The sequence below is a fragment of the Actinomycetota bacterium genome (genome assembly GCA_040905475.1).
Classification (GTDB): Bacteria; Actinomycetota; AC-67; order AC-67; family AC-67; genus DATFGK01.
Genome location: JBBDRM010000056.1, coordinates 1 through 26,257, shown reverse-complemented (window position 1 = coordinate 26,257; position 26,257 = coordinate 1). Strand labels below are relative to the sequence as shown.

The following is a 26,257-nucleotide window of genomic DNA, read 5'->3' as shown; positions in this document are numbered from 1 at the left end:
GGAACCTCTATCGAAGGGGTACGTGCCTCGGACACCCTAATTGACGTCTTGCTGAATGACATCCGCGAAAGAGACGATCCGCTCCCACCGTGGCTTATTGCAAAGGCTCACCCAGACAATAGGCGGTCCTTGAAGTTACTCGACCGGATCGGCCTAACCACACAAGACGAGGAACTCCGCGGCGGGCTCGTCACGAGGTTTGGACCACTTCCTAGCTAAGGCGTCGGCTGCGCCGATCTAGGCGAGTGACCGCGTCGCGCGGCCCGGTTCAGCGCGTTGAGGAAAGCGCGCGCGCTCGCCTCCACGATGTCCGTCGAGATGCCTCGGCCGGTGAAGCGCTCGCCCTCGACCTCGATCTGAACGGTCACGTCGCCGAGTGCTTCGGAGCCTTCGGTGACCGCCGCGACGTTGAACGACCAGAGCTTGGCATCGACGCTCGTGGCGCGCATGATCGCGCCGAAAGCCGCGTCTACCATCCCGTCGCCCATCGCGGACTCCTGGATGGATTCGCCGTTCTTCACGATCTTCACGGTCGCCGTCGGCGAGAGGTGGGTGCCGCCGGTGACCTGTAGGGCTTCCAGGCGGTAGACCTCCTCGACGGTCTGGATCTCGTCCGCGACGATCGCCTCGAGGTCCTTGTCGGAGATCTGGATCTTGCGATCCACCAGCTCCTTGAACCGCGCGAAGGCGCGATTCAGTTCTTCCTTGCCGAGCTGGAAGCCCATCTCCTCGAGCGTCTTCGAGAACGCATGCCGTCCCGAGTGCTTCCCGAGCACGATCTTGCCGCCCTCGACCCCGATGTCCTCGGCTTTGATGATCTCGTAGGTCAGCCGGTCCTGGATCACGCCGTGCTGGTGGATCCCCGACTCGTGTGAGAAAGCGTTCTCCCCCACGATCGCTTTGTTCCGCTGGACCTGGTAGCCGGTCAGCAGCGTGACGAGCCGCGACGAGCGCGCGAGCTCCTTCGTGTTGACGCCGGTCTCGACCCCGAGCAGGTCGTGGCGCATCTTGATCGCCATCACGACTTCCTCCAGCGAGCAGTTCCCGGCCCGCTCGCCGATGCCGTTGATGGCGACCTCGACCTGCCGGGCGCCGGCGCGGACGGCTTCGATCGAGTTCGATACCGCGAGCCCGAGGTCGTTGTGGCAGTGCACCGACACGATCACATCGGCGAGGCGCGGCACCGCCTTGTAGCACTCGCGGATCAGCTCGCCGAAGTCGTACGGGATCGCGTAGCCGACCGTGTCGGGGATGTTGATCGTGGTCGCGCCGGCCGCGACCGCCGCGTCGACGATCTTGAACAAGAACTCGGGCTCGGTTCGCGTCGCGTCCTGCGGCGAGAACTCGACGTCTTCGCAGTAGCCTTTCGCACGCTCGACGCCGGCGACCGCCTGGGCGAGGATCTCGTCCTCGGTCGCGTTGAGCATGTACTTGCGGTGGATGTCGGAGGTCGACAGGAAGACGTGGATCCGCGGCTGCCGCGCGTGCTGGACGGCCTCCCAGGCTCGATCTATGTCCTGGTCGTGCGCGCGAGCGAGGGCTGCGATGCCCGGGCCCTTGACGGTCTGGGCGATCGCCGATACCGACTCGAAGTCCCCGGGCGACGTGACGGGGAAACCGGCCTCGATGATGTCGACGCCGAGGCGGGCTAGCTGCTCCGCGATCTCGAGCTTCTCCTTGACGTTGAGATTGATCCCCGGCGACTGCTCGCCGTCCCGTAGCGTCGTGTCGAAGATCCGAACGCGGTTGTCCGTCACTTTCAACGCCTCCCTTTGGATTCTGCCTAGCCTATCCGGACCAACAAAAAACCCCCCGTATCCGAGGGGTAGCGCGCACGCCGAAAGGCGAGCGCGCCGTCAAAGCAGGAGCAGCGCCGACCGATGGATCCTCGTGGACGTCATGGTTCGGCGATTCTGCCAGGAGCCGTGATGGGTGTCAACGAGTTTTGCCGGTGGCATCATGGGCACGGGCTGCCGGGCATGGCGGGCAGGATCGCGGTCAGATAAAGACCGTTGACGATCCGGATTGGGCATCGCTCGGCGCGCCGCTGCTGGAGATCGAGGATGCGCCCTTCGAACCCGGCCGAGCCCTCGGTCGCAAACTCAGCCTTACCGAGAACATTGAACGCATCCAGGGCAGTGATGCCTAACCCAGCGTGACGACCTTCGCGTCCTTGGCTTCCGAGCCTTCGACGAGCTCCTTCAGCACATCCGGCTCGATCGGCTGATCGACCGTGATGCACATCAACGCCTCGCCGCCTTTCTCCTGGCGGCCCACGCGCATGTCCGCGATGTTCACACCCGTTCGCCCGAGGATCGTGCCGATCGCTCCGATCACGCCCGGCCGGTCGTCGTAGCGCAGGAAGCACATGTTCGGGCCCGGCGGGAAGTCCACCTCGAAGTCGAAGATCCGCACGAGCCGCTCCTCGTTCCGCACGCCGACCAGCGTCCCGGCGACGGCGATCCCATCGCCGGCCGACACCTCGATCAGGTTGACGTAGTCGCGGGACATCGCACTCTTCATCTCGCCGTACTCGATCCCACGTTCCTTCGCCATCAGCGGCGCGTTCACGAAGGTCACCGGCTCGTGCATGATCGCGGCGAACATCCCCTTCAGCCCGGCGAGCGTCAGAACGCGGGTGTCGTGATCGGCGATCTGCCCCTGGTACGAGAACCGCACTTCGTGCGCGTGGCCGCCGGACAGCGCGGTGAGGATGCGGCCGAGCTTCTCCGCGAGCGGCAGGAACGCCCGTACCACATCGGACAGCTCGCGGCCGGCGTCGACGTTCACCGCGTACGGGGCCAGCTCGCCGCGCAGCGCCAGGCCCACCTGCTCGGCGATCGCGGCGCCGGCCTTCTCCTGCGCTTCCTCGGTCGAGGCGCCGAGATGCGGCGTCAGCACCACGGTGTCGAGGCCGAACAAGGGCGATCCCGCGTCCGGCGGTTCTTGGGCGAAAACGTCCAGCGCTCCCCCGCCCAGCCGCCCGTCGGCGACCGCGGCGGCCAGCGCGTCCTCGTCCACGATCCCGCCGCGCGAGGTGTTCACCAGCCGCGCTCCGGGCTTCATCAGCCCGAGCTCCCGCGCGCCGATCAACGCCGAGGTCTCGGTCGTCTTCGGCAGGTGGATCGTGACGAAGTCGGCGACGCGCAAGGCCTCGTCGAGATCTGCCAGCTCGACGCCCATCTGCCCGGCGCGCTGCTTCGCGACGTAGGGGTCGTAGGCGACGACCCGCATCCCGAACGCCAGCGCGCGCTGCGCCACGAGCGTCCCGATGCGCCCGAGCCCGAGGATGGCCAGCGTCTTGCCGTGCAGCTCGACGCCCTCGAACTTGCCACGCTCCCACTTCCCGCTCTTGACCGACGCATTCGCCGCCGGGATGTTCCGCGCCTGCGAGAGCATCAGCGCCATCGCGTGCTCGGCGGCGGACAGGACGTTCGAGGTCGGTGCGTTGACGACGACGATCCCGTGCCGCGTGGCCGCGTCGACGTCGACGTTGTCGAGCCCGATCCCCGCCCGGCCGATCACCTTGAGGTTGCGGCCTTTCTCGATCAGCTCGGCGTCGGCGACCGTTTGCGAGCGCACGATGAGCGCGTCGTAATCGCCGATGATCTCGAGCAGCTGCGCGCGCGTGAGATCGGTCCGGAGGTCGACGGTCGCCTCGGCCCGGAGGGACTCGATCCCCGCCTCAGCGATCGGCTCGGTGACGAGCACCTTCATCCGTGGCTCTCTCGCAAGATCTCACCGCAGAACGGCCCTGTCCGCTCCTCGGCACGCGGCTCGAAACGCGGCGGGCCCGGGATGACCTGTGTCGTGTCAACGAAGACGTCGTCGCCTACCACCGCCACGGCGAACCGATCGAGTCCACGCGGAGCCGGACCTAGCGCGTAGTGGCCGAGACGATCGAACTTCGAACCGTGGTTCAGGTCGTCGAACCACCCGGAGGTCTCGCAGTAGGTTACGGGCTGGCCGCGCCCATCCAGAGAGGAAAGCGCAACAGGTTCATCGCCGTCGAGCACAAGGATCACGCCCGAGCCGTCGACGGTCAGGATCTCCTCACGCTGAAGCTCGGGCCACGAAGCGATCCGTTGCCAGGGTGCGTTCGGCAGCACGCCTCGCATTGCCAGCCCCACGATCCCCGCGCCGAAGATCACGCCCACCAGAAGGGCGACCGCCAACAACAGCGAGCGCCTCTTCGGGGGACCACCACTCGCAACGACCCGCTCGGGAGCGACGACGGTCATACGGCATCAGCCTTTCTGCGCGTAGACCTCTTCGGCCGCCGCGACCGCGGCGCCCGGCTTCGCGGGGTATCCCATCTCGCTCAGGCATGACTCGAGCGCGGCCATCGCCTGCAGCACGTCGCCTGCGTCGATGTAGCCGAGGTGCCCGATGCGGAACACCTTGCCCTTCCACTTCCCCTGGCCCGGCGCGAACACGATCCCGAACCGCGACCGCACCAGCGCGGTCAGCTCGTCGCCGTCGATCCCCTCGGGCGCGCGGATCGCCGTCACGCACACCGCGCGATCGAGGGCCTCACCGACCAGATCGAGCCCGAGCGCCTTCACCGCTTCCTTCACGGCGCGTGAATTGCGGCGGTGGCGCGCGAAGACGTTGTCGATGCCCTCCTCGCGCAGCAGGCGGACCGCCTCACGCAGACCGAGGTACAGCGACACGGCAGGCGTATACGGGTTCTCCGGCTCCTTGCGGTTGTAGGCGTCGCGGACCGGGCCCCAGTCGAGATAGAACCGCGGGCACTTGGCGGTCTCGTTCGCCTTCCACGCGGCGTCGCTGACGCTCACGAACGCGATCCCGGGAGACATCATGAGACCCTTCTGCACTCCGCCGACCGCGACGTCGATGCCCCACTCGTCGACCATGAGCGGCGTCGCGCCGAGTCCCGAGATCGTGTCGACCACCAACAGCGCCGGGTGATCCTTGACCACGGCGCCGATCGCCTCGATGTCGTTGACCACGCCGGTCGAGGTCTCGGAGTGCTGGATGAGCACGCCTTTGATGCCCGGCTCGAGTGCGGCGGCGACATCGGCAGCCTGAGCGACTTTGCCCCAGTCGTACTCGAGGAGCTTCACGTCCAGGCCGTAGGCGGTGGCGATCTTGACGAACCGCTCGCCGAAGTTGCCTACCGACACGACGAGGACACGGTCGCCCGGGCTGAACAGGTTCACGACCGCAGACTCCATGCCGCCGGAGCCGCTGGCCGTGTAGGTGAGTACGTCGTTCGAGGTGTTCATGAGCCACTGGAGCCCCTCGGTGCACTCACGCAGGACCGCCGCGTAGCCCGGCCCGCGGTGGTAGACGATCGGGCTGCCCTGGGCAAGCAGGACCTCGGCCGGGACCGGGGTCGGGCCGGGGGTCATGAGTATCTCGGGTTTCCGCACGTCATTGCCTCGCTTCCGGGAAGTCCGGTCGGTTCGCTCGATGCCATTCTAGGCGTTCACGACGTCACGTCCTCGCGATATCGAGTGAGCCGGCCCGGTCGGCCGGTGTGCGGCCGAGCGGCGACGTTTCCACCCCTCGCACAAGGGAAGGTACTCAATATCCGTCTGTGATGAAGTTTTCACATGCTCCGGGAGGGCTAGACATGGCAAGCATCCTCGACCGTTCACGCCAGATCGCGGTGATCCCACTCCGCTTGATGCGCGCACCGTTCACTGTGGCTCGACAGCTCCGCGACATGGTGAACGACCGCGGCGTCGTCGGTCAGTCTCGCCGCGCATTCGTGGAGGACCTGACCGGACGCGCGAAAGCCCTCGCAGGCTTCCTCCTCGGCGACGAACGCCTGATCACGACGGGCCAGATCGAGCGGACCCAGGCGGCCGAGCGCATGAGCGCCGTAGCGGAGGAAGCGGCGGCCGATGCCATCGAGCGTAAGGCCGCGGAGAAAACCGGCGCTCAGATCGCCGAGGTCAAGGAAGAGCGCGCCGAAGCTGCGCGCAAGAAGGCGCGACGCACTGCGGCCATCGCCCGCGAGACCGAACAGGACCAGCAGCGGATCGCGGGCGAGGCAGAGAGGGCGGCCCGCGCGGTCGAGTTCGAAGCCGCAAAGGAAGAGCTCGTGATCGATGCAACCGATTCCGTCTCTCGGATCGAAGCCGCGCTCGTACTCGATGCGGCCGCCGAAGAGGAAGCCGCCGCCGAGCAAGCCCGCCTCGAAGCCGAGGCGATCGAAGCCGCGCGTGGCGCTAAGTAAGAGATCGAGGAGGAATACATGACGCCGATCGAACCGACGAAAGAAGTCCGCAGAGGTCTGTGGGAGCGCATCAAGGGCAAGACGAAGAAGGTCGCCGGAGCCGCGACGGGTAGCGAGGGTCTGATCGCCTCGGGCGAGCTCCACGAGGTCGCCGCCGACAAGCACGTGGAGGCGGCCGAGCGGAAGGTCCGAGCCGACGAACTTCGCGACGCCGCGACCGAGCGGTTCTTCGAGACCCAGCAGGAGCTCGAGCAGGAACGCGCCAAAGTGCGAGCGGAGGAAGAGATCCGCGAGGAAGCGGTCGAGCGAGCAGCGGCCAAACGGAAGACCGCCGCGCAGGAGCGCGGGCAGAAGCGAAAGCAGGCGGTCGTGAAGCACGCCACGAGCCGGCAGCACGCGGCCGACCGCAAGGAAAGGCAGGCCGTGGGCGCTCAGAAGCAGGCGCAGGAGCGCGCCGGCGCGCGCAGGGCGACGGCGCGCGGTCGCCGGGAAGCGGCCGCAGCGCTCGAGAACGTCAAGCAGGAGGTCGAGAAGGAGGACTGACCCGGCTTACTTCTTTTCGATCCAGGGCATCATCGCGCGGAGCTTCTCCCCCACCTGTTCGATCTGGTGATCCGCCTGCTCCTTGCGCATCGCGTTGAAGTTGGTCGCGCCTTCGGCGTTCTCCTTGATCCATTCGCGCGCGAACCGGCCCGAAGTGATCTCCTTCAGGATCTTCTGCATCTCCTTGCGCGTCCGCTCGTTGACGATGCGCTTACCGCGGGAGTAGTCACCGTATTCGGCGGTGTCGGAGATCGAGTACCGCATGTACTTGAACCCACCCTCGTAGAGCAGGTCCACGATCAGCTTCAGCTCGTGGAGGCACTCGAAGTAGGCGACCTCGGGCTGATACCCGGCCGCGACCAGCGTCTCGAAGCCTGCGTGAACGAGCTCCGACGTCCCGCCGCAGAGCACGACCTGCTCGCCGAACAGATCGGTCTCGGTCTCTTCCTGGAACGTCGTCTCGATCAGCCCGGCGCGCGTCGCGCCGATCCCTTTCGCGTAGGCCTTCGCGATCGCGTGCGCGTTGCCGGTGGCGTCTTGATGGACGGCGAGCAGCGCCGGCGTGCCGATCTTCTCGGTGAAGGTCCGGCGCACGAGATGGCCCGGCCCCTTCGGCGCGACCATCGCGACGTCGACGGTCTTCGACGGCTTTATCTGCTTGAAGTGGATGTTGAAGCCGTGTGCGAAGAACAGCGCCTTGCCCTTCTTGAGGTTCGGCTTGACCGACTCGTCGTAGACCTTCTTCTGAACGGTGTCGGGCAGCAGCATCATGATGAGGTTCGCTTCCTTGGCCGCCTCGGCGACCGGCAGGACGCGCAACCCTTCGGCTTCGCATTTTGCCCACGACTTCGAGCCCTCATAGAGCCCGACCCGGACGTCGACGCCGGAGTCTTGAAGGTTCAACGCGTGCGCGTGTCCCTGCGACCCGTAGCCGATGATCGCGACCTTGCGGCCGTCCAGAACAGAGAGATCCGCGTCGTCGTCGTAGAAGATGTTCGCCATCCGGTTACGCCCCCTTCTCCGCCAGGCGGAGCGCCTTGTCCGCGATCCCCCGGTCGCCGCGCGCCAATGCGACGAGCCCGGTACGCACGAACTCGCGCACGCCGTAGGGACGCAGCATGTCGGTCATGGCCAGGAGCTTGTCGGGTGAACCCGTCGCCTCGATCGTGAGCGCGCCGGGTGCGACGTCGACGATCTTCGAACGGAAGATGTCGGCGATCTCGACGATCTGCGCTCGGGTCTCGGGACTCGCCTTCACCTTGATCAGCAGCAGCTCGCGCTCGACCGACTGATCCTTGTCGAGCTCGACGATCTTGAGCACCGGCACCAGCTTGTTGAGCTGCTTCACGACCTGCTCGAGCGGCTTGGTCTCGACGTTGACCACGATCGTCATACGCGAGACGTCGGGGATCTCGGTCGGGCCGACCGCCAGCGACTCGATGTTGAAGCCACGGCGGGCGAACAACCCCGATATGCGGGCGAGCACGCCCGGCTTGTTCTCCACCAGGACGGACAGCGTGTGTTTGGCCATCAGATGATCGCCTCCGGGGTGTCGTGGAGGATGTCGGCGTGGTCCTTCTCGAATTCCGGCCCGAGGATGATCTCGTCGTTCGACGCACCGGCCGGCACCATCGGGTAGCACTTCTCCGTCGGGTCGACGCGGAAGTCCATGACGACGGTCCGGTCGTCGATCTCGGCCGCCTTGCGTATGGTCGACTCGACCTCCTCCGGCGTCTCACAGCGCAGCCCGATCGCGCCGTAGGCCTCGGCGAGCTTCACGTAGTCGGGCACGTCGTAGCCGAACTCAACCGCCGAGAAGCGGTTGTCGTAGAACAGCTCCTGCCACTGCCGCACCATACCGAGGAACGCGTTGTTGATGATCGCGATCTTGACGGGGATGTTCTCGGTCGTCATCGTCGCGAGCTCCTGGCAGGTCATCTGGAAGCAGCCGTCGCCGTCGATGGCCCAGACCTGCTCGTCGGGACGTCCGACCTTGGCACCCATCGCGGCGGGCACCGCGTACCCCATCGTGCCGAGCCCACCGGAGTTCAGCCACGTGTTCGGGCGCTTGAAGCGCAGATACTGCGACGCCCACATCTGATGCTGGCCGACGCCGGCGACGTAGACCCCGTCGCCCTTGGTGATCTTGCCGATCTGCTCGATCACGTACTCGGGCTTGAGCGGACCGTCGGCGGTCTGCGAGTACTTGTAGGGGTACTTCTTCTGCCAGCCCTGGACCGTCTTGACCCACGCCGAGTAGTCGGGGAGGCCGCGCTCCTCGATCATGGCCTCGAGGATCTCGTTGAGCTCGTGGATGACCGAGCGCGCGTCGCCGACGATCGGCACATCGACCGCTCTGTTCTTGCCGATCTCGGCCGGGTCGATGTCGGCGTGGATGATCTTGGCGTCGGGCGCGAACGTGGCGAGCTTGCCGGTGACGCGGTCGTCGAAGCGCACGCCGAGCGACACCAGCAGGTCGGCCTTCTGCATCGCCGTGACCGCCGTGTAGTTGCCGTGCATGCCCGGCATGCCGAGACACAGCTCGTGGTCGTCGGGGATCCCGCCGCGGCCCATCAGCGTCGTCACGGTCGGTATGCCGGTGAGCTCGACAAGCCGGCGAAGCTCGTCGGCCGCCCCGGCGCGGATGATCCCGCCGCCCGTATAGAGGATCGGCTGCCGAGCGGACAGGATCAGCTTGGCCGCCTCGCGGATCTGCTTGGGGTTGCCCTTGGTGACGGGCCGGTATCCGGGGAGGTCGACCTCTTCCGGGTACCACCACGCCATCTCCGCTTGGAGGACGTCCTTGGGGATGTCGACCAGAACCGGGCCCGGCCGACCGGTTCGCGCGATATGGAACGCCTCCGCGATGGTCTTGGGAATCTCTTGCGCGTCCATCACCAGGAAGTTGTGCTTGGTGACCGGCATCGTGATCCCGGTCGCGTCGCACTCCTGGAACGCGTCGCCACCGACCGCCCACGTCGGGACCTGACCCGAGATCGCCACCATCGGGATCGAGTCCATGTAGGCGCTCGCGAGGCCGGTGACGAGGTTCGTCACACCGGGCCCCGAGGTCGCCATGCAGACGCCGGGCTCGCCGGTCGCCTGCGCGTATCCGTCGGCGGCGTGCGCGGCACCCTGCTCGTGCCGACACAGGATGTGGCGGATCGGCGAGTCGAGGATCGGATCGTACGCGGGCAGGATGGCGCCGCCCGGGATGCCGAAGATCACCTCGACGCCCTCCTGCTCGAGCGAGCGGACCATTGCCTGTGCTCCGGTGATCTTCACGACACCACTCCCCTGGATTAGTTGTTCGAGATCCGGTCCGACGCGCGTGCGATCTCGCGGATGACCTCGTCCGCGGTCGCGATCCGCACGCCGATGGCGCTGAGGTCCTGCAGGTTGATGCGATGCGTCTCGTCACTAGTGGTTGCGAGCGCATCGGCCACCGCGACGACGTCGTAGTCGAGCCCGACCGCGTCGTACATCGTGGTGCGCGGGCAGTTCGGCAGGTTGACGCCGACGACGACGATCTTGGTGACCCCGGCGCGGCGGAGCAGAAGGTCGAGCTCGGTGAACGCGAAGCCGCTGAAGCGCTGCTTCACCACGACGGGCTCGCCGGGCTCGGGAACCAGGCGGTCGATGATCTGTGCACCCCAGGTGCGCTCGACCAGGAAGCCGCGGTCGTTCTGGAAGAACGGGACGCGGAAGCGCTCGACGTCCCAGGTGTCGGCCCGGTAGGAGCGCACGACATGGATAACCGGCTCTTTCGCTTCCCGAAACGCGTCGAGGATCGCGTTCATCACCGGGGCTTTATGGACGGCGTCGATGATGGGTGCCCGGCCGTCGGCGTGCGCCATGTCGTTCTGCATGTCCACGATCACCAGTGCCGTCCTGCCCATCACAACCTCCACATTTCACCCTCGGCGGGTGAAAGGATCGACCTAACAAAAAACCCCTCGGCGGCCGAGAGGTTCACGCGCATGCCCCGCGGGGCCGCGCGTGGTCAGATAACTACGAGGACGCTCGCCGAAAAGGCCTCCCTAGAAAGCATAGTGGCGCGATTCTGCCAGCGCCGGTAGGCAGTGTCAACCTGCATCGACGCAGGTCAGGCCGTGTGACGGGCCGGCGGGAGCTCCTTGAGCGCACGTTCTGCTGCGCCGAGGGCATCGCGCACGTCGTATCCCAGCTGACTGGCGCGCACGGCGAACGCGTGCGCCGCTTGGTCGAGAAGCCCGAGCGACTCCTTCGACGAGCTCTTAGGCGTAGATCCGTCGACGAAGGAGCCGTGCCGCCCGCGCGTCACAAGCACGCCGGAATCTTCGAGCTCGTGATAGGCCCGGGCAACGGTGCCTCCGGCGAGACCGAGGTCGTCGGCGAGCTGGCGGATCGGCGGCAACCGCGTTCCGCTCGGGAGGACGCCGCTCGCCACCATGCTCGAGATCTGGGAGCGGATCTGCTCGTAAGGCGGGACCGGCAAGTCGGGGTCGACGCTCAGGATCACGCGGCCACCGGCTCTCGAGGACGGCTGCGACGAACAACCCAGGGCTGATCGACCCCGAGCCGTAGCCACACGAACGGAACGAAGACGCCGCTGATGAGCATGACGCTCGAGAACACGGCCCGAAGCTGATCGGAGCCGTACGCGCTCTCGTTCAGGATGTCTCCGAGGTTCCGTGAGAGTATCCCCAACATCATCGCCAGGCCTGCACCGATCAAACAATGCAGCGAAGTCGAACGGATGGCATCGTCCGCCGCGACGAGGTTCTCAGACGTGATGGGTTGCGGCCTACGAACGATGCGTCGCGCCGTCACCTCGACGAGGATCGCGAGCACGATCGATCCGATCGTCCAACCGATCAGCGCTCCCCATTCGCGCGCCGCGTCGGGGCCGCCGAACTCGGGGCCTGGGCCGAACTGATAGGTCATGGTGGGCGCGATGACGAGCGCCGCGACGGTCATCACGGGAACGAGTCGCACGAAGAGCACGGCCAGCCGAGGCACGTAGTCGTTGATACTTCGCGGAGAGAGCGACGCCGATCGCACCGATCCGCGCTGCGGTCGGAGCGCCCAGACCTCGGCCGCGGCGGCGCCAAGCAGGTAGCCGCCGAACGTCGCGGCGATCCAGCCGAACGGCAGATCATTGGAGGACACCGACGTGTAGATGACGTAGGCGATTAGCCCGCTGAGCGCTCCGCTCGTGCGGATCCTCCTGCCGTGCAGCAGATAACGGCGGATGACGGCCCGATTCTCGTCGTCCACGACGACCTTATGGGATTTGATCCATCGGGCCATGTACTCGTTCGGCATCGAGAACAGATGGACGATGACGAGCGCGGCGAAGAGCGCCGGCGGCAGCATCAAGATCACGTCGATGCCCCACCCGTCCGGGAGGAAGACCACGATCCCCAACATGACCGCAGCCGTCAGCACGGGGACTACGACCCAAAGTACGGCCCAGCGTTTCCAGCCCGTTGGCTTCATCTTCGGAATCCTCATCCCGGCCACCCCCGAAGCAGCCTATGTATCAACGTCTCGATACAATAATACAAAGCGGGATCTGTCAAGCCCTAAACGCCCGGATTCATCCCGCAGTTCCAAGTACGCCCGATCAGGCGTACCGTGCGAGCATGGCGGACAGGCCGAGCGGACCCTGGACCCAGCCGGCATGGGGCCGCATGCTCGTCGGGTTGATGGATGGTCGAGACGGGCAGGGCGCGGCAGCGAAGACCTCGAAATAGAGGGTCGTGAAGCCCGTGGCGCAGTCCGCAGGTTCGCCCTCTCCACACGCGCAGCCCGCCCCTTTCTGGCTCTGGCGGGTGATCAGTTGGAAGCCGTTCGGAGCTTGGACGCGCGTAAAGTTGTCTCGGCGCGAGGTGGCGATCCGGGGAGCGTTGTCCCTCCTGCCTTTGATCGTCGGCGGCGCGACCTTCACGGTGAGCGTTACTTCGAGTGGGCCGCTCGAGGGCGATTCGTACTTCTGGTCGGGCATTTGGCTCTTCGTAGCATGGCGTTTCTTCCGACTCGGCCTCTACACAAGTCGATGGGGCGTCAGGATCTGCAATCCGATGCTGACCTACTGGTACCCATGGGACCGGATCCACCGCTTCGAGATCATCAAAGGCGACGAGTCGTTTCTTCCCAAGTCAGAGATCATCGCGTTGATCACGAGGCGAGAGCGTCGCCGCCCGATCTTCTCCTTGAGCAGCAGCGTGGCTTACTTCAAGCTCGACCAAGCCAGCCAAGCCGAGATCCTCAACGATCTGAATCGCAAATTGCTGCAGGCAACCTCGGATTGAGCTAGCCGCAGACGGCGCCTTGGCTGGCGCTCGAGACCAGGCGCGCGTATTTCGCAAGCGCGCCCTTCGTGTAGCGAGGCGGCGGCGGGGTCCAGTCCTTGAGCCGGCGCGCGAGCTCGTCGGCGGGGACATCCACCTCGAGGCGTCGGTTCGGGATGTCGAGCACGATCGTGTCGCCTTCGCGAACCAGCGCGATCGGCCCCCCGTCGCTTGCCTCGGGAGCGATGTGAGCGACCATGTTGCCGTGCGTCGCGCCGGAGAACCGGCCGTCGGTGATCAGGCATACCGTGTCGCCGAGCCCGGCGCCGTTCACCGCGGCCGTGCACGCCAGCATCTCGCGCATCCCGGGCCCGCCGCGCGGCCCTTCATAGCGGATGACGATCACATCGCCGGCGACGATGCGTCCGTGGGTAACGGCGTCGAACGCGTCCTCCTCGCGATCGAAGACACGCGCCGGGCCCTTGAAGGCCGAGTCGTGCAGGCCGGCCATCTTGGCGACGCAGCCCTCGGGCGCGAGCGAGCCGCGCAGGATCGCGAATCCCCCTGTCGGTGAGATCGGCTCGGAGATCGGCTTCACGACGTCGCGGTTTGTGGGCTCGCCGACGCCCTCGAGGTTCGCCGCCACCGTCTTGCCCGTCACGGTGAGCGCGTCGCCGTCGAGCAGCCCGGCGTCGAGCAGTTCGCGCATGATCGCCGGGATCCCGCCGCATCGGTCGATGTCGAGCATCACGAACCGGCCCCACGGCTTCATGTCGGCGATGATCGGCGTGCGGCGCGCGATGCGATCGAAGTCGTCGATCTCGAGCTCGGCGCCGACCTCGTTCGCGATCGCCAGGAGATGCAGCACGGCGTTCGTCGAGCCGCCGCATGCGACGACGGTCGCGATCGCGTTCTCGAGGGCGGGCTTGGTGATGATGTCGCGCGGTGTGATGCCTTGCTCCAACAGATTCAGCACGGCCTCACCGCTCGCGCGCGCGAACTCGTCGCGTCGGGCGTCCATGCCCGGCGGCGAGGCGCTCCCCGGCAGCGACACGCCGAGCGCCTCGAGCGCGGTCGCCATCGTGTTCGCGGTGAACATCCCACCGCACGAGCCCGCACCCGGGCAGGCACGGCGCTCCAGCTCCAGCAGCTCGTCGTCGGTCATCGTGCCGGCCGCGTGCGCACCCACGGCCTCGAAGACGTCTTGGATCGTCACGTCGCGACCCTGGAACTGACCAGGGAGGATGGTGCCGCCGTAGAGGAACACGCTCGGCAGGTTCAGGCGGGCTGCGCCCATCACCATGCCCGGCAGGGACTTGTCGCAGCCGGCGATCGTCACGAGTCCGTCGAAGCGCTCGGCGTGTGCGACCAGCTCGACCGAGTCGGCGATGATCTCGCGCGAGACGAGCGACGCGCGCATGCCCTCGTGCCCCATCGCGATCCCGTCCGACACGGCGATCGTGGTGAACTCGACCGGCACCGCCCCGGCCGCCCGTGCGCCCACCTTCGCCGCGGCGGCGAGCCGGTCGAGGTGGAAGTTGCACGGCGTGACCTCGTTCCACGACGAGGCGACGCCGACCTGCGGCTTGTTGAAGTCCTCTTCGGTGAAGCCGACCGCGCGGAGCATCGCGCGTGCCGGGGCGCGCTGGGGCCCCTCGGTGACGTCGCGACTGCGATGCCGGGGGTCGGCTTTCGTTCGCTGAGCCATGGCGCGCGAAAGGATACCGCTCAGCGGGTGTGCCTGCGGTGAGCCCGCGGCGAATCGAGGGATGGGACCCTCTCGGGAGCTCCCGTAGCGGCGATCTCGGAAGCCATCCGGTCCGCGGCCCGCGACGACGCTCCCCAGCCGACCACCTTCCACTCGACTCGCCGCGATCCGTCGGTCGCCTCGATCGTCCACGGCCGCCGGAACATGATCCGCACGAGGACGCCTACGATCACGACGATCGGCACGATCAGCAGCGTCTCGACGAGGAGGACCAAGAGCGGTCCGCCGACGAAGATCATGAACACAACGAAAGCCGCCAAGGCGACTATCGCTAGGAGAGCTGGGCCGAAGCCGTCGTCGGCGAAGCTGAGCGCATCGCCCAGCAACCGGAAGGGAAGCTCGAGCCAGTCGACGATCGTGGTCGGCGCCTCGGACTTGCCCTTTCCGTCGCGTCGGGGTCCCCAGAACCGCACGGGACCCCGCCAGCGCGGCCTCGGCGCCCAGCGCCGGCGGATGCTCCAAACAGTTCCGTCCGACGCTCGTACCGATCGGCTGCGGATCATCGTCTCAAACTGTACCGGGGAGGGAGTGCGTACCCGTGAAATATGCTGAGCGTTGTGAACGCGCGGCGACGGGCTCTGCGGATGCTTCCGGCGATCGCGGTATTTTTGCTCGTCCCCGCGTGCCTGCCCGGCCTCTTCGCCCTCGACGCCGGCGATCGGCTCAGCCAGACTGCCGAGCCGACGGGTCGGCCCGAGATCGACCTTTGGATCAACGCGGCGGGCAACGATGCCATCGACGTGTTCCTGGACGGCCGCTCGTCGGACCGGCGCCGCATCGCGGAAGCCGTCGCGGCATGGCTCGGCTTCCCGGGCGTCATCGCTCACGAGCACGATAACTATCCCGACACCTCGACGGTCCAGATCGACGGCCGGTTGATCGAGCCCGGCGCGGCCGACGACTGGGTGCTCGACCTGGACGCCGCGGGACTTGCGCGTGTGCTCGTCACGACCGGCTACGAAGCCGGGACGCTTGTGATCTGCACCCCGGTCGTGGAGACGAGGATCCGCGCGTCGGAACCATCCGATCTCGATGCGCTCGAGACCGTCTGCGAGCTGAGCGGACGGGGATGGACGATCCGCACGTTCGACGCCGGACAGCCGAGGATCCGGATCACGTTGCTGCCGGATCCCGCGTATTACCTCGCGTATGCGGCGGGCGTTCTGCTCGGAACCGTTCTGCTCGGCGCCTTCGCGTGGTGGCTCGCGACCAAGCTACGCAACGGGCCGTTCCGGCGTCGCTCGGCGGCCTCAGTCGCGATCGGGCTGATCGCGGGCGGCATCGCGACGATCGGGCTCGCCGCTGCGGCGGCCGGCGCCGGTGCGCTGGCCGGGCCGGCCGATAATCTCGCGCTCGCGCGGGACCTCGCCGTCGGCGGTTACGCGTCGTCGCTGCTCTTCCCCGCGTTGGTGGCGTCGGCTCCGGGCATCCTGTTCGCGATGATGCTCGTGCGCCGGCGACCGTCCGATGACGCCGAGGGAGCGATCGGTCCGGGGATCGCGCCGCCCTCTCCCCCAGACGGCCCGAGTCCTCCGCCGCTTCCCTGGAACGCCGGTTGAAGCCCCTAGACGGCGGGTGTCGGCGGCGGGATCGCGCCGGACGGAGGCGGCATCGCGCCGCCCTGGACCCCGAGCCCGCGAAGCAGCGCGTCCTCGACAGCCGCGTCGTCGTCGAAGTGGCCGTTGCCGTCGTTCATCACCGTGTACCGCCAGTACAGAGAGTAGATCCCGAAGGTGACGACCGACAGCAGCACGTAGAGGCCGGTGCTCCGGCCGGGGATCGGCTTCGAGCGCTGGGGCAGCGCAACCGGATAGCCCAGACGGCTCATGACCCACTCCGCGTTCGCCGCGAACGAGGACTCCCATTCGTCGTAGAAGCGGAGATCTTTGTTCAGGAAGTGGTTGATGTACGCGCCGACGACGCCGAACACCAGACGCAGAAGCATCCACAGCACGGGCTCGCGCTTGTTTCGGCGCTCGAACGCCTCCATCTGCTGGTAGATCCGCGACAGGTTGTCGAGCCCTTCCGCGACCTCTTCCTTCTTCCCCAATGATTCCGCGCGCGCGTTCAATGCGTGCCACAGGTACGACTGGAACGCGAGCTTGCGCTGTGCGTGGAGATGGCGGCGCTCGACGAGCTTGTAGGTCGCGTAGTGCGAGTAGATGCCGAAGGTGAGGATCGTCCAGCCGAGATAGCTCCCGTAGCTGTAGCGGTAGTCGGTGGCGTCGCGACGCTGAACCTCAGCCAGCACGAGCTGCTCGTAGGAAACCTGCTGGCTCACCGCTCCTCCGATCAGATCAGCGCCCGGCACCAACTACAGGTCTTGGGGCGATGCAGCCTGGCGTCGTAGACGTTCGCTCGGTGACACCGCCAGCAAAGCACGTTCTCGACCCTCGAGCGCATGGTGGTGGGCGGGCGCGACGCCGTATACCCATCGAGGAGCCTGCCGAGCTCCAGCTCCGGTTCCTGCGTTTCCTGCCGTTTACGAAAAATCCCCATCAACACCCCCAACGCACACTATCCCCCGCGAGAGGCGAAATGAAATCACCTGCGACGATCTACAAGCGAATAGCTCCTCGCACGGCGACCAGCAGTCCAAGCCCGATGACGATCAGCGCGGCGGCGCGCGGGAGCCACCGGGTCCACGTGGCCCCGCCGAGCCGTCGCGCGATGCGGCCTCCGCCTACCGCGGTCACGGCCACGACAAGAACGACCATCGCCAAGCCGAGGCTGAACGCTCCCACCAGCGCCATTCCAGCCGCCATGCGACCGATCGACAGCGCGACGAGCAAGACGCCGAGCGCCTCAGGGCTCGGGATCAAGCCCCCCACCAGACCGATCACCGCCAGCCGCCGCCACGGCATCTCCGCCGGCCCGGCGTGATGGTGATCGCGCCGGTTGCCGCGGAACAGAGCCACGCCGACGAGGAGCATGAGGACGCCGGCCACGACCTCGGTCCATGGGATCCAGTCGTTCGGCAGGAACAGCCGGTCGAGCGAGACGGCAAGCGCCCCCAGGAGCGCCACCGAGAGCGCGTGCGTCACAGACACGATCCCGCCGAGGGCAAGCGCTTGGCGAGTGCTGCCCCCGGCTCCGACCACGTACGCGGCCGTGAGCGTCTTGCCGTGCCCGGGGGTCAGCGCGTGCAACGCTCCCAGCACGAACGCGAGGCCCAGCGCTACGACGAGCGAGGTACCGCCGGCCCCGCCTTGAAGCGCCGAAAGGATCCGTCCGTTGCGCCCGGCGGGGACCGCGGTTCCGGTCGCGACCGGCTCGACCGACGGCTCTGCGGCGTTGAAATCGAGACGGATGGTCGGAACGGCCGCGCTGAATACGCCGCGAGCCGGCCCGGCCGGGGTTCCCGCCTGGGCGATCGTCACGTAGTCGGTCGAGATGTCCTGGAGCAGCGTGAGCGTGATCTCCAGGCGCGTGAGATCGGCCGGGCAGGTGAACCGCATCGAGACCGCGACACCCGGGCCGGCGAGCCCTGCCCCGGCGACCCGTTGGATGCAACTCTGTCCGTCGGTCGAGACCGAAGCGCGCGCGGCGAAGTAAGAGCGGAGCGACGCGGCCGCCGCGTTCGGGTGGAGCACCTCGGGGTCGTACGTCTCATCGACCAGTCCTTGTGCCCGGAGCAAAGCACTGAAGTCGTCGAGCGCCACCACCCACAGGATCTCGAGCTGGGCGCGGGTGACACCGCGGATCAAAGCGACGGGTTTGGTTCCTTGCGGATGGGCGTTCGCCGGCGGCACGGAGAGCGCGCCGATGGCCGAGATGATCCCGGCGGCAGCCAACCACCGTCGGGCCCGCACCGCAGAGGCTATCCGGCGAGCGTCTCGCGCAGCAGACGCTGCACGACGTCGGGCTTTCCTTGGCCTTTCAGCGCCTTCATCGTCTGACCCATGAGGAAGCCGAGGACCTTCTCCTCGCCGGCGCGGAACCGTTCGACCTCGGCCGCGTTCCCGGCGAGGACCTCGGCGATCGCCGCCTTGATCGGCCCTTCATCGGAGACCTGCGCGAGGCCGCGCTCGGCGACCAGCGCGCTCGGATCCGCCCCCGACTCGAAGGCGTCCTGGAAGACCTTCTTCGCGCTGTTGAGGTTGATCGTTCCGTCGGCGACCAGACGGATCAGCCCGGCGAGCCCGGCCGGCCCGATGCGCGACTCCTCGAGCCCGAGCCCCGCCGTGTTCAGCGCCCGCGCGAGCTCGCCGGCCATCCACACGGCGGCGTCTCGCGGAGGGATCCCCGCAGCGATCAGGTCGTCGAAGTAACGGAGGCTCGTCGTCGACGCCCCGACGATCGCCGACTGTTCGACGGTGAGGCCGTGATCGTCGGCCAGGCGGGAGCGCCGGGTGCCCGGCAGCTCGGGGAGGCCGGCTCGGATCTGCCGGATCCACGCCGCTTCCGGTTCGATCGGGACGAGGTCCGGCTCCGGGAAGTAGCGATAGTCGAAGGCTTCTTCCTTCGAGCGGAGCGTCTTCGTCACGCCGGTGCTCTCGTCGAAATGACGGGTCTCCTGCACCAGCGGCTCGCCGGCGTCGAGCGCCGTGCGTTGCCGTTCGACCTCATAGTTGAGCGCGCGGCCGACCGAGCGGATCGAGTTGAGGTTCTTGATCTCGACCTTGACGCCGAATCCTTCGCCGGGGCGTCGCAGCGAAACGTTCGCGTCGCACCGGAGCGAGCCTTCCTCCATGCGGACGTCGGAGACGCCGAGCGCCTCGAGGATCCCACGCAGCTCGGAGACGTAGCGCTGCGCCTCGACCGACGATCGCATGTCCGGCTCCGAGACGACCTCGACGAGCGGGATCCCGGCGCGGTTGTAGTCGACCAGCGAGTAGCGCGAGTCGGCGATGCGGCCCGTCGCGCCGACGTGGAAGCTCTTGCCGGTGTCCTCCTCGAGGTGCACGCGGGTGATCCCGATGCGTCGAGACCGGCCATCGACCTCGACGTCCACCGCCCCGGCGATGCACAGCGGAAGGTCGTACTGCGAGATCTGATAGTTCTTCGGCATGTCGGGATAGAAGTAGTTCTTCCGATGGAACAGCGAATGCGGGGCGATCTCGCAGCCGAGCGCGAGTCCGATCATCATCGTGTACTCGATCGCCTTGCGGTTGGCGACGGGCAGCGATCCCGGCTCCCCGAGACACACGGGACAAGTGCGCGTGTTCGGCTCGCCGCCGAAAGTCGTCCGGCAGCCGCAGAACATCTTCGAAGCGGTGGCCAGCTCGACGTGGCACTCGAGCCCGATCACCGTCTCGTAACCGTTTGCGGTCATGCCGCCCTCCGTCTGAGGCCGTAGTACTCGCGGAGCTGCGGCCAGCTCTGGCTCGCGATGACCGCGATCACGATGGTGATGATGGTTCCGACCGGCGGGAAGAGCAGCAGCAGCGTGCAGGCGACCATCGCTGCCGTCATCCCACCGATCGTCGGGCGGCTGCCGAGGAACGCCAGCGCGGCGGTGACGAGCAGGATCCCGCCGATCGCGGCCCAGATCTTCGCGAGCTCGTCGAACTTGAGGATCGCGCCGATGCCGAACGCCACCGCCGCGAACCCAAGCATCGCCCATCCGGCGAGCCTCAACACGCGCACCGGGAGCGGCCGCTCCGACTCGGTCACGACGACTCGCTCTTCGACTTCCGCCGGTAGTACGGCGCAAGCCGATCTTTGCTCGCGGTCACGAGCATGCTCAGAACCAGCAGGCCGATCACTCCCCAGAGGGCTTTGACCCAGGTGAACGCGAGCCCCAGCACGATCGCCCCAATGAGGAATGCGAAGCCGGCCGGTCCCCGCAAGCCGCTGAGGAGCGCGACCGCGCCCCAGACCATGATGGCGATCCCGATGGGCCCGGCGAGGCAGTCGAGCTCCTGGCAATCGCGGGCATCGAACAGGATCAGCCCGCCGAACACCAGCGCTGCGAGGCCGAACACTTGGATCACGCGAGTAACGAGCGGGGCCCGAGGTCTGGCGTGAACGACGTCGGTCATCGGGATTCCCACAGAGGCGGCGCCGGGAGCGGGCCGAGGTCGCGCTCGAAGGCGTGGCCCGCCCGGAACAAGAGCTCCTCGGACAGCGGCGGGCCGAGCAGCTGCAGCCCGACCGGCAGGCCGTCGTCGGCCAGGCCGCACGGCACGCTGATCGCGGTCGACCCCGCGAGGTTCGTCGGGATCGTGAACAGGTCGGAGAGGTACATCGCGAGCGGGTCGTCGGCCTTCTCGCCGATCTTGAAGGCCGTCGTCGGGCTCGTCGGGCAGATCAGGAAGTCGAACCGCTCGTACGCGGCTTCGAAGTCGCGGATCACGAGCGTCCGGACTTTCTGCGCCTTGCCGTAGTAGGCGTCGTAGTAGCCGGCCGACAGCGCGTAGGTGCCGAGCATGATCCGGCGCTTCACCTCGTCGCCGAAGCCGTGCGCGCGGCTGCGCATGTTCATGTCCATGACGTCCCGGGGATCCGGCGCGCGGTAGCCGTAGCGCACGCCGTCGTAGCGCGCGAGATTCGAGGAGCATTCGGCCGGCGCGATCAGGTAGTAGGCAGACAGCGCGAGGTCGAACGACGGGAGCGACACCTCGTCGACCGAGCACCCAAGCTTGCCGAAGCGCTCGGCCGCCTCCACGACGCGGGCCTTGACCGAGGACTGCGCCCCCTCCCCCATCCCTTCCCGGACGACGCCGACCCGTAAGCCTTCGACGCCACGATCGAGCGCCGCCAAGTAGTCGGGCACCGAGTTCGCGATGCTCGTCGAGTCGCGCGGATCGTGCCCGGCGACTGCCTGAAGACCTGCAGCCGCGTCGCGGACGGTCCGCGCGAACGGTCCGACCTGGTCGAGCGAGGACGCGAACGCGATGATCCCGTACCGCGACACCAGCCCGTACGTCGGCCGCACGCCGACGACCCCGCACAACGACGCGGGCTGCCGGATCGAGCCGCCGGTGTCGGTGCCGTAGGTGATCGGCGCCATCCCGGCGGCGACGGCCGCCGAGCTGCCTCCGCTCGATCCGCCGGGCACCCGCGCCAGGTCCCACGGATTCTTGCTCACGCCGAACGCCGAGTTCTCCGTCGAGGAGCCCATCGCGAACTCGTCCTGGTTCGTCTTACCGAGGAGCGGCATACCGGCCTCGCGGATCTTGATGACGGCGGTGGCATCGTAGGGCGGAACGTACTCCTCGAGGATGCGCGAGCCGGCCGTCGTGCGGACGCCGTCGGTGCAGAAGATGTCCTTGACCGCCGTCGGGACGCCGGCCAGCGGGCCGAGGGGCTCCTTGTTCGCGCGGGCGCGGTCGACCGCATCGGCCTGCTCTCGCGCCAGCTCGGGGGTCAGCGTGATGAACGCGTGGACGTCCGGCTCCAGCGCCTCGATCCGGGTGAGGTGGGCGTCGACGACCTCGCGCGCGCTCGCCTCACCGTCGCGCACGGCCTTCGCGAGGGCCACCGCATCGAGCTGCCACAGCTCGGGCACGGCTACGCCTCCTCGATGATCCGAGGAACCTTGAAGCGCCCGTCCTCGGTCTCGGGCGCGGTGGACAGCGCCTTCTCCGGCGGGAGGCTCGGCTCGACGATGTCGTCGCGGAACACGTTCGCGAGGGGCAGCGGGTGGGAGGTCGGCGGCACGTCGTCGGTCGCGACCTCGGTCACGCGCGCGGCGTGCTCGAGGATCGCGGACAGCTGACCGCGGAACCGATCGACCTCGTCGTCGGACATCGCCAAGCGCGCGAGCCGCGCGACGTGGAGGACCTCTTCCCTGGTGAGCGCCATGACTGCCAGAGTCTACCGGCGGCCCAAGAGCTTCATCAGTTCCTTTTCGTCGATCGTGGGAACGCCGAGCGAGACCGCCTTGTCGGCCTTCGAGCCGGGGTTCTCCCCAACCACCACGAGGTCGGTCTTCTTCGAGACGGAGTCGGTGACCTTGGCGCCCGCTTCCTTGAGCGCCTCACGTGCCTCGTCGCGGCTCATCGACGAGAGGCCGCCGGTCATCACGACTACCTTGCCGGTGAGCTCGGTCTGACGAACCGCCTTGCGCTCGTCGGCGGTCCGCAGACCGGCGCGCTTGAGCTTGTCGAGCACGGCTCGGTTGCGCGGCTGCGTGAAGAATTCGTGCACGCTGTGCGCGATGACCTCGCCGATGCCCTCGACGGCGTTGATCTCTTCCTCGCTCGCGGCCTCGAGCGCCTCGAGCGAGCCGAAGTGGCTCGCGAGCTGCTCGGCCACCGTGCCGCCGACGTGGCGGATCCCGAGGCCCGTCAGCAAGCGCGCGAGCGGACGGGTTTTCGACGCCTCAATCGACTTCCTGAGATTCGCGATCTTCTTGTCCTTGAAACCCTCCAGCGTCGCGATCTGCTCGTCGGTGAGCGCGTAGACGTCGCCGACGTCCTTGACGAGAGCGCGCTCGGCGAGCTCGATGATCGTCTGGTAGCCGAGGCCTTCGATGTCCAGCGCGCCGCGTCCGGCGAAGTGGAAGATCCGCTCGACCCGCTGAGACGGACAGTCGATCCCCGTGCAGTAGGCGACCGCTTCGCCTTCCTCGCGGACGATCTCGCTCCCGCACGACGGGCATCGGTCGGGCATCTTCCATTTCTTGAGGCTGCGCGGCCTTCGTTCCGGGATCGGGCCGACGACCTCGGGGATCACGTCGCCGGCGCGACGGACGATCACGAAGTCGCCGGGCCGGATGTCCTTGCGGGCGACCTCGTCCATGTTGTGGAGGGTCGCCGACGTCACCGTGACCCCGCCGACGTGCACCGGGTCGAGGACAGCGTAGGGGGTGGCCGCGCCCGTCCGGCCGATGTGGATCTCGATCTTGCGCAGTCTCGTCGTTTGTTCCTCGGGCGGGTACTTGTAGGCGATCGCCCAGCGCGGCGCCTTCGAGGTGTAGCCGAGCTCCTCCTGCGCCGAGATCTGATTGACCTTGACGACGACGCCGTCGATCTCGTGGTCGAGGTCGTGGCGATGCTCGTGCCAATGCTCGATGAACCCTTGAACCTCTTCCAGCGTCTTCGCTTCCTTCACGTTCGTGGACACGCGCAGCCCGGCCTCGCGGAGATATTCGAGCCACGCCAGGTGCGTCGCCTGCTTGACGCCCCGGGCGGCGCCTACACCGTGGATCAAGTACGTGAGCGAGCGGGACGCCGTGACTGCAGGATCTTTCTGCCGGAGCGATCCGGCCGCCGAGTTGCGGGGATTCGCGAACGGCGTCTTGCCCTGCTCGATGAGCTGAGCGTTTAACTGCTCGAAAGCCTTGTACGGAAAGTACACCTCGCCGCGAACCTCGAGGAGCCTCGGCGGCTTCGGGGTCTGCAGGCGCATCGGGACGCCCTTAAGCGTGCGGAGGTTCGCGGTGATGTCCTCGCCGGTCGTTCCGTCGCCGCGCGTCGCTCCGCGTACGTAGCGGCCGTCCTCGTAGGTGAGAGCGACGGCGACGCCGTCGATCTTGAGCTCGTTCGCGAACGTGACGTCGCTCACGCCGCGTGCGACCCGGTCGGCCCAGGCCTTCAACTCCTCCTCGGAGAAGGCGTTGTCGAGCGAGTACATCCGCGCGTGGTGGCGCACGGGCGCGAAGGCTTCAGAGGGCGGGCCGCCGATCCGCTGGGTCGGCGAGTCCTGCGTTACGAGGTCCGGGTGCTGTTCCTCGAGCTCGACGAGCTCCCGGTAGAGCAGGTCGTACTCGGCGTCGGAGATCTCGGGCCGGTCGAGGACGTGGTAGAGGTGCAGGTGTCGATCGAGCTCGCGCCGGAGCCCTTCTATGCGTTTCCGGGCTCGCCCGAGCTCGGCTTTCGAGGGCACTACCGCCGGGTGCTCTTGCTCGTGGTGCGGGCGCCTGCGGCACGACGCGGCGCCGCTGCGGTGCGGCGGCCTTTGAGCGCGCCCTCGACCCGTTCGAGGTCCATGCGCAGTGCTTCGATCACCTGCTCGGCGTCCGCGTGTTCGCTGCGGACGGCGATCGAGAAGCGACGGATCGTCTCGAGCTCGGGAAGTCGGACCTGATCCATTCGGCTACTCCTCGCGTCGGGGGAACCACCAGATTATACGTCCGTGGTGCGGTTTTCCCTGTCTCGCGGGGAAGCGTGGAGGCCTCTCGGAGCGTGTCAGACAAAGCGACGTCAATTTGTCAGACATCCTCGAAAGACGGTCCAGGCCCGTCGTTAGCGCAGTGATCGGGCGATCGTACCGCCGCCAAGCGTTTCGTCGCCGTCGTAGAAAGCGGCCAGTTGACCCGGGGCGATGCCGCGCTCGGGTGCGTTGAAACGGACGATCGCGCCGTCGTTCCCGACCGGGTCGACCGTCGCAGCGATCGGGTCGCCGTGCGCGCGGATCTGGACGGTAAGCGCCGATCCGCTCGGGGGCCGGCCGGCGAACCAACGGATGCGCTCGGCCTCGAGGCCGCCACGCGCGAGGAGCTCGCCGGGCCCGACGACCACCCGGCGCGACGGCGCGTCGACCTCGATCACGTACCGCTTCTTGGCCAAACCGAGCCCAAGGCCTCGGCGCTGGCCGACGGTGTACCGATGAACGCCGCCGTGCTCGCCGAGCACCGCGCCGTCGGCGTCGACGATCTCGCCGCCCGGGAGCGCGTCGTCCCCGGCGAGGCGCTCGACGAATCCGGCCGCGTCGCCGTCGGGCACGAAGCAGATCTCGTAGGAGTCAGGCTTGTCGGCGGTGCGCAGCTCGAGTGAGCGGGCCAGCTCGCGGGTCTGCTCCTTCGTTTGCGCGCCCACCGGGAACCGCGCCATCGCGAGCGCCTCCTGTCCGAGCGTCGACAGAACGTAGGATTGATCCTTCGCCCGGTCGGCGCTGCGAAACAGGCGCCAAGCCCTGCGCTCGAAGCGCGAGATCGCGTAATGCCCGGTCGCGACCGCGTCGAAGCCGGCGCTTCGTCCACGGTCGAGCAACGCACCGAACTTGACCGTCTCGTTGCAGCGCACGCACGGGTTGGGCGTCCGCCCGCCCGCGTACTCCGCGACGAAATCGTCGAGCACCCCGCGTGAGAACTCCTCGGTCAGGTTCCAGACGTAGAACGGGATGTCGAGCATCTGCGCGACGCGGCGCGCGTCGTCTGCGGCCTCGACCGTGCAGCACCCGTGGACACGGCCGTCCGACTCGCTCGACGTCGCGTACGACGACAGCTTCATGTGCACGCCCGTCACGTCGTGTCCCTCGCGCGTGAGCAGCGCCGCCGCCACCGAAGAGTCGACGCCTCCCGACATCGCAACGAGGAGCTTCATCGGCGGAGCCTCACGACGGCGTCGACGATGACGTCGGCCGCCCGGTCGATCTCGGCCTCGGTCGTGCTTCTGCCGAGCGTGAGCCGAACCGTCCCGCGCGCCACCTCGCTCTGGACACCGAGCGCGGCGAGGACGTAGCTCGGCTCGGCCGCTCCCGACGAGCAGGCCGATCCTTGCGAGGCCGCGATCCCTTCCGCGTCGAGCAGCAAGATCAGCGGCTCGCCGTCGATCCCCTCGATGCAGACGTGCA

The 26,257-nt window shown here is 67.5% G+C and carries 29 protein-coding genes; 5 read left to right on the top strand and 24 right to left on the bottom strand.

Going from position 1 to position 26,257, the window contains the following annotated elements:
* Positions 1-215: 215 nt before the first annotated feature.
* The gene (locus WEB06_05000; protein ID MEX2554969.1) at positions 216-1,757 is read right to left on the bottom strand and encodes a 2-isopropylmalate synthase; all 1,542 of its coding nucleotides are present in this window, start codon (positions 1,755-1,757) and stop codon (positions 216-218) included.
* Between the two features lie 194 nt (positions 1,758-1,951).
* Between WEB06_05000 and WEB06_04995 the strand changes: the two genes are divergently transcribed.
* The gene (locus WEB06_04995; protein ID MEX2554968.1) at positions 1,952-2,149 is read left to right on the top strand and encodes a hypothetical protein; all 198 of its coding nucleotides are present in this window, start codon (positions 1,952-1,954) and stop codon (positions 2,147-2,149) included.
* On the opposite strand, the gene serA is transcribed toward WEB06_04995, so the two are convergent.
* The 3 genes from serA to WEB06_04980 are packed head-to-tail and all read right to left on the bottom strand — an operon-like array spanning position 2,146 to position 5,396.
* Positions 2,146-3,717 carry a phosphoglycerate dehydrogenase gene (gene serA / locus WEB06_04990; GenBank protein MEX2554967.1) on the bottom strand — a complete coding sequence of 524 codons (1,572 nt, stop codon included), beginning with the start codon at positions 3,715-3,717 and terminating at the stop codon, positions 2,146-2,148. The two genes, WEB06_04995 and serA, sit on opposite strands and share 4 nt — an antisense overlap.
* Complete coding sequence (locus WEB06_04985) at positions 3,714-4,241, bottom strand: hypothetical protein (protein MEX2554966.1); 528 nt, start codon at positions 4,239-4,241, stop codon at positions 3,714-3,716. The genes serA and WEB06_04985 overlap by 4 nt, the downstream gene beginning before the upstream one ends.
* Before the next feature lie 6 nt (positions 4,242-4,247).
* Positions 4,248-5,396 carry an alanine--glyoxylate aminotransferase family protein gene (locus WEB06_04980; protein MEX2554965.1) on the bottom strand — a complete coding sequence of 383 codons (1,149 nt, stop codon included), beginning with the start codon at positions 5,394-5,396 and terminating at the stop codon, positions 4,248-4,250.
* Positions 5,397-5,599: 203 nt separating this feature from the next.
* On the opposite strand from WEB06_04980, the gene WEB06_04975 reads away from it, so the two are divergent.
* Positions 5,600-6,208, top strand: coding sequence for a hypothetical protein (locus WEB06_04975; protein MEX2554964.1), 609 nt, complete (start codon positions 5,600-5,602; stop codon positions 6,206-6,208).
* A gap of 18 nt (positions 6,209-6,226) precedes the next feature.
* On the top strand, positions 6,227-6,751 hold the full coding sequence (locus WEB06_04970) for a hypothetical protein (GenBank protein MEX2554963.1): 525 nt from the start codon (positions 6,227-6,229) through the stop codon (positions 6,749-6,751).
* 6 nt (positions 6,752-6,757) lie between these two features.
* Here WEB06_04970 and ilvC read toward each other — a convergent pair whose 3' ends face one another.
* From ilvC to WEB06_04935, 7 genes are all read right to left on the bottom strand, one after another.
* The gene (gene ilvC / locus WEB06_04965) at positions 6,758-7,753 is read right to left on the bottom strand and encodes a ketol-acid reductoisomerase (GenBank protein ID MEX2554962.1); all 996 of its coding nucleotides are present in this window, start codon (positions 7,751-7,753) and stop codon (positions 6,758-6,760) included.
* A gap of 4 nt (positions 7,754-7,757) precedes the next feature.
* Positions 7,758-8,282 carry an acetolactate synthase small subunit gene (ilvN, locus tag WEB06_04960; protein MEX2554961.1) on the bottom strand — a complete coding sequence of 175 codons (525 nt, stop codon included), beginning with the start codon at positions 8,280-8,282 and terminating at the stop codon, positions 7,758-7,760.
* A complete protein-coding gene (locus WEB06_04955; GenBank protein MEX2554960.1) occupies positions 8,282-10,012 on the bottom strand; it encodes an acetolactate synthase large subunit in 1,731 nt (576 codons plus the stop codon). Before WEB06_04955 ends, ilvN begins: the two co-directional genes overlap by 1 nt.
* A 41-nt stretch (positions 10,013-10,053) precedes the next feature.
* Complete coding sequence (locus WEB06_04950; GenBank protein ID MEX2554959.1) at positions 10,054-10,650, bottom strand: isochorismatase family cysteine hydrolase; 597 nt, start codon at positions 10,648-10,650, stop codon at positions 10,054-10,056.
* Positions 10,651-10,856: 206 nt separating this feature from the next.
* The gene (locus WEB06_04945) at positions 10,857-11,252 is read right to left on the bottom strand and encodes a GntR family transcriptional regulator (GenBank protein MEX2554958.1); all 396 of its coding nucleotides are present in this window, start codon (positions 11,250-11,252) and stop codon (positions 10,857-10,859) included.
* Positions 11,249-12,232 (bottom strand): hypothetical protein, encoded by a 984-nt coding sequence (locus WEB06_04940; GenBank protein ID MEX2554957.1) that lies wholly within the window; start codon positions 12,230-12,232, stop codon positions 11,249-11,251. The genes WEB06_04945 and WEB06_04940 overlap by 4 nt, the downstream gene beginning before the upstream one ends.
* Before the next feature lie 127 nt (positions 12,233-12,359).
* Positions 12,360-12,740 carry a hypothetical protein gene (locus WEB06_04935; protein ID MEX2554956.1) on the bottom strand — a complete coding sequence of 127 codons (381 nt, stop codon included), beginning with the start codon at positions 12,738-12,740 and terminating at the stop codon, positions 12,360-12,362.
* Between the two features lie 76 nt (positions 12,741-12,816).
* Between WEB06_04935 and WEB06_04930 the strand changes: the two genes are divergently transcribed.
* Positions 12,817-13,047, top strand: a complete 231-nt coding sequence (locus tag WEB06_04930; protein ID MEX2554955.1) for a hypothetical protein — start codon at positions 12,817-12,819, stop codon at positions 13,045-13,047.
* Position 13,048: 1 nt separating this feature from the next.
* Here the strand turns inward: WEB06_04930 and ilvD are convergent, their stop codons facing one another.
* Together ilvD and WEB06_04920 are read right to left on the bottom strand one after the other, a co-directional pair.
* Entirely contained in the window at positions 13,049-14,734 is a 1,686-nt protein-coding gene (gene ilvD, locus WEB06_04925) for a dihydroxy-acid dehydratase (protein MEX2554954.1), read from the bottom strand.
* 20 nt (positions 14,735-14,754) lie between these two features.
* Positions 14,755-15,297: a hypothetical protein gene (locus WEB06_04920; protein ID MEX2554953.1), complete on the bottom strand. Its 543-nt coding sequence runs from the start codon at positions 15,295-15,297 to the stop codon at positions 14,755-14,757.
* A 54-nt stretch (positions 15,298-15,351) separates the two neighbouring features.
* Here WEB06_04920 and WEB06_04915 point away from each other — a divergent pair, with 54 nt between their 5' ends.
* On the top strand, positions 15,352-16,353 hold the full coding sequence (locus tag WEB06_04915; GenBank protein MEX2554952.1) for a hypothetical protein: 1,002 nt from the start codon (positions 15,352-15,354) through the stop codon (positions 16,351-16,353).
* A 5-nt stretch (positions 16,354-16,358) separates the two neighbouring features.
* Here the strand turns inward: WEB06_04915 and WEB06_04910 are convergent, their stop codons facing one another.
* The 11 genes from WEB06_04910 to WEB06_04860 form a co-directional block, all read right to left on the bottom strand.
* Positions 16,359-17,075 carry a DUF4234 domain-containing protein gene (locus WEB06_04910; protein ID MEX2554951.1) on the bottom strand — a complete coding sequence of 239 codons (717 nt, stop codon included), beginning with the start codon at positions 17,073-17,075 and terminating at the stop codon, positions 16,359-16,361.
* A 277-nt stretch (positions 17,076-17,352) separates the two neighbouring features.
* A complete protein-coding gene (locus WEB06_04905; GenBank protein ID MEX2554950.1) occupies positions 17,353-18,606 on the bottom strand; it encodes a hypothetical protein in 1,254 nt (417 codons plus the stop codon).
* Between the two features lie 8 nt (positions 18,607-18,614).
* Complete coding sequence (gatB, locus tag WEB06_04900; protein ID MEX2554949.1) at positions 18,615-20,069, bottom strand: Asp-tRNA(Asn)/Glu-tRNA(Gln) amidotransferase subunit GatB; 1,455 nt, start codon at positions 20,067-20,069, stop codon at positions 18,615-18,617.
* Entirely contained in the window at positions 20,066-20,410 is a 345-nt protein-coding gene (locus WEB06_04895) for a hypothetical protein (GenBank protein MEX2554948.1), read from the bottom strand. Before WEB06_04895 ends, gatB begins: the two co-directional genes overlap by 4 nt.
* Positions 20,407-20,778 carry a hypothetical protein gene (locus WEB06_04890; protein ID MEX2554947.1) on the bottom strand — a complete coding sequence of 124 codons (372 nt, stop codon included), beginning with the start codon at positions 20,776-20,778 and terminating at the stop codon, positions 20,407-20,409. Before WEB06_04890 ends, WEB06_04895 begins: the two co-directional genes overlap by 4 nt.
* On the bottom strand, positions 20,775-22,247 hold the full coding sequence (gene gatA / locus WEB06_04885) for an Asp-tRNA(Asn)/Glu-tRNA(Gln) amidotransferase subunit GatA (protein MEX2554946.1): 1,473 nt from the start codon (positions 22,245-22,247) through the stop codon (positions 20,775-20,777). Before gatA ends, WEB06_04890 begins: the two co-directional genes overlap by 4 nt.
* A 2-nt stretch (positions 22,248-22,249) precedes the next feature.
* Complete coding sequence (gene gatC / locus WEB06_04880; protein ID MEX2554945.1) at positions 22,250-22,543, bottom strand: Asp-tRNA(Asn)/Glu-tRNA(Gln) amidotransferase subunit GatC; 294 nt, start codon at positions 22,541-22,543, stop codon at positions 22,250-22,252.
* Between the two features lie 12 nt (positions 22,544-22,555).
* A complete protein-coding gene (gene ligA / locus WEB06_04875) occupies positions 22,556-24,568 on the bottom strand; it encodes an NAD-dependent DNA ligase LigA (GenBank protein ID MEX2554944.1) in 2,013 nt (670 codons plus the stop codon).
* The gene (locus tag WEB06_04870) at positions 24,568-24,774 is read right to left on the bottom strand and encodes a hypothetical protein (GenBank protein ID MEX2554943.1); all 207 of its coding nucleotides are present in this window, start codon (positions 24,772-24,774) and stop codon (positions 24,568-24,570) included. Before WEB06_04870 ends, ligA begins: the two co-directional genes overlap by 1 nt.
* 153 nt (positions 24,775-24,927) lie before the next feature.
* Entirely contained in the window at positions 24,928-26,007 is a 1,080-nt protein-coding gene (gene mnmA, locus WEB06_04865; protein MEX2554942.1) for a tRNA 2-thiouridine(34) synthase MnmA, read from the bottom strand.
* The coding region (locus WEB06_04860) for an aminotransferase class V-fold PLP-dependent enzyme (GenBank protein MEX2554941.1) at positions 26,004-26,257 on the bottom strand (254 nt) is incomplete at its 5' end. The genes WEB06_04860 and mnmA, both read right to left, overlap by 4 nt.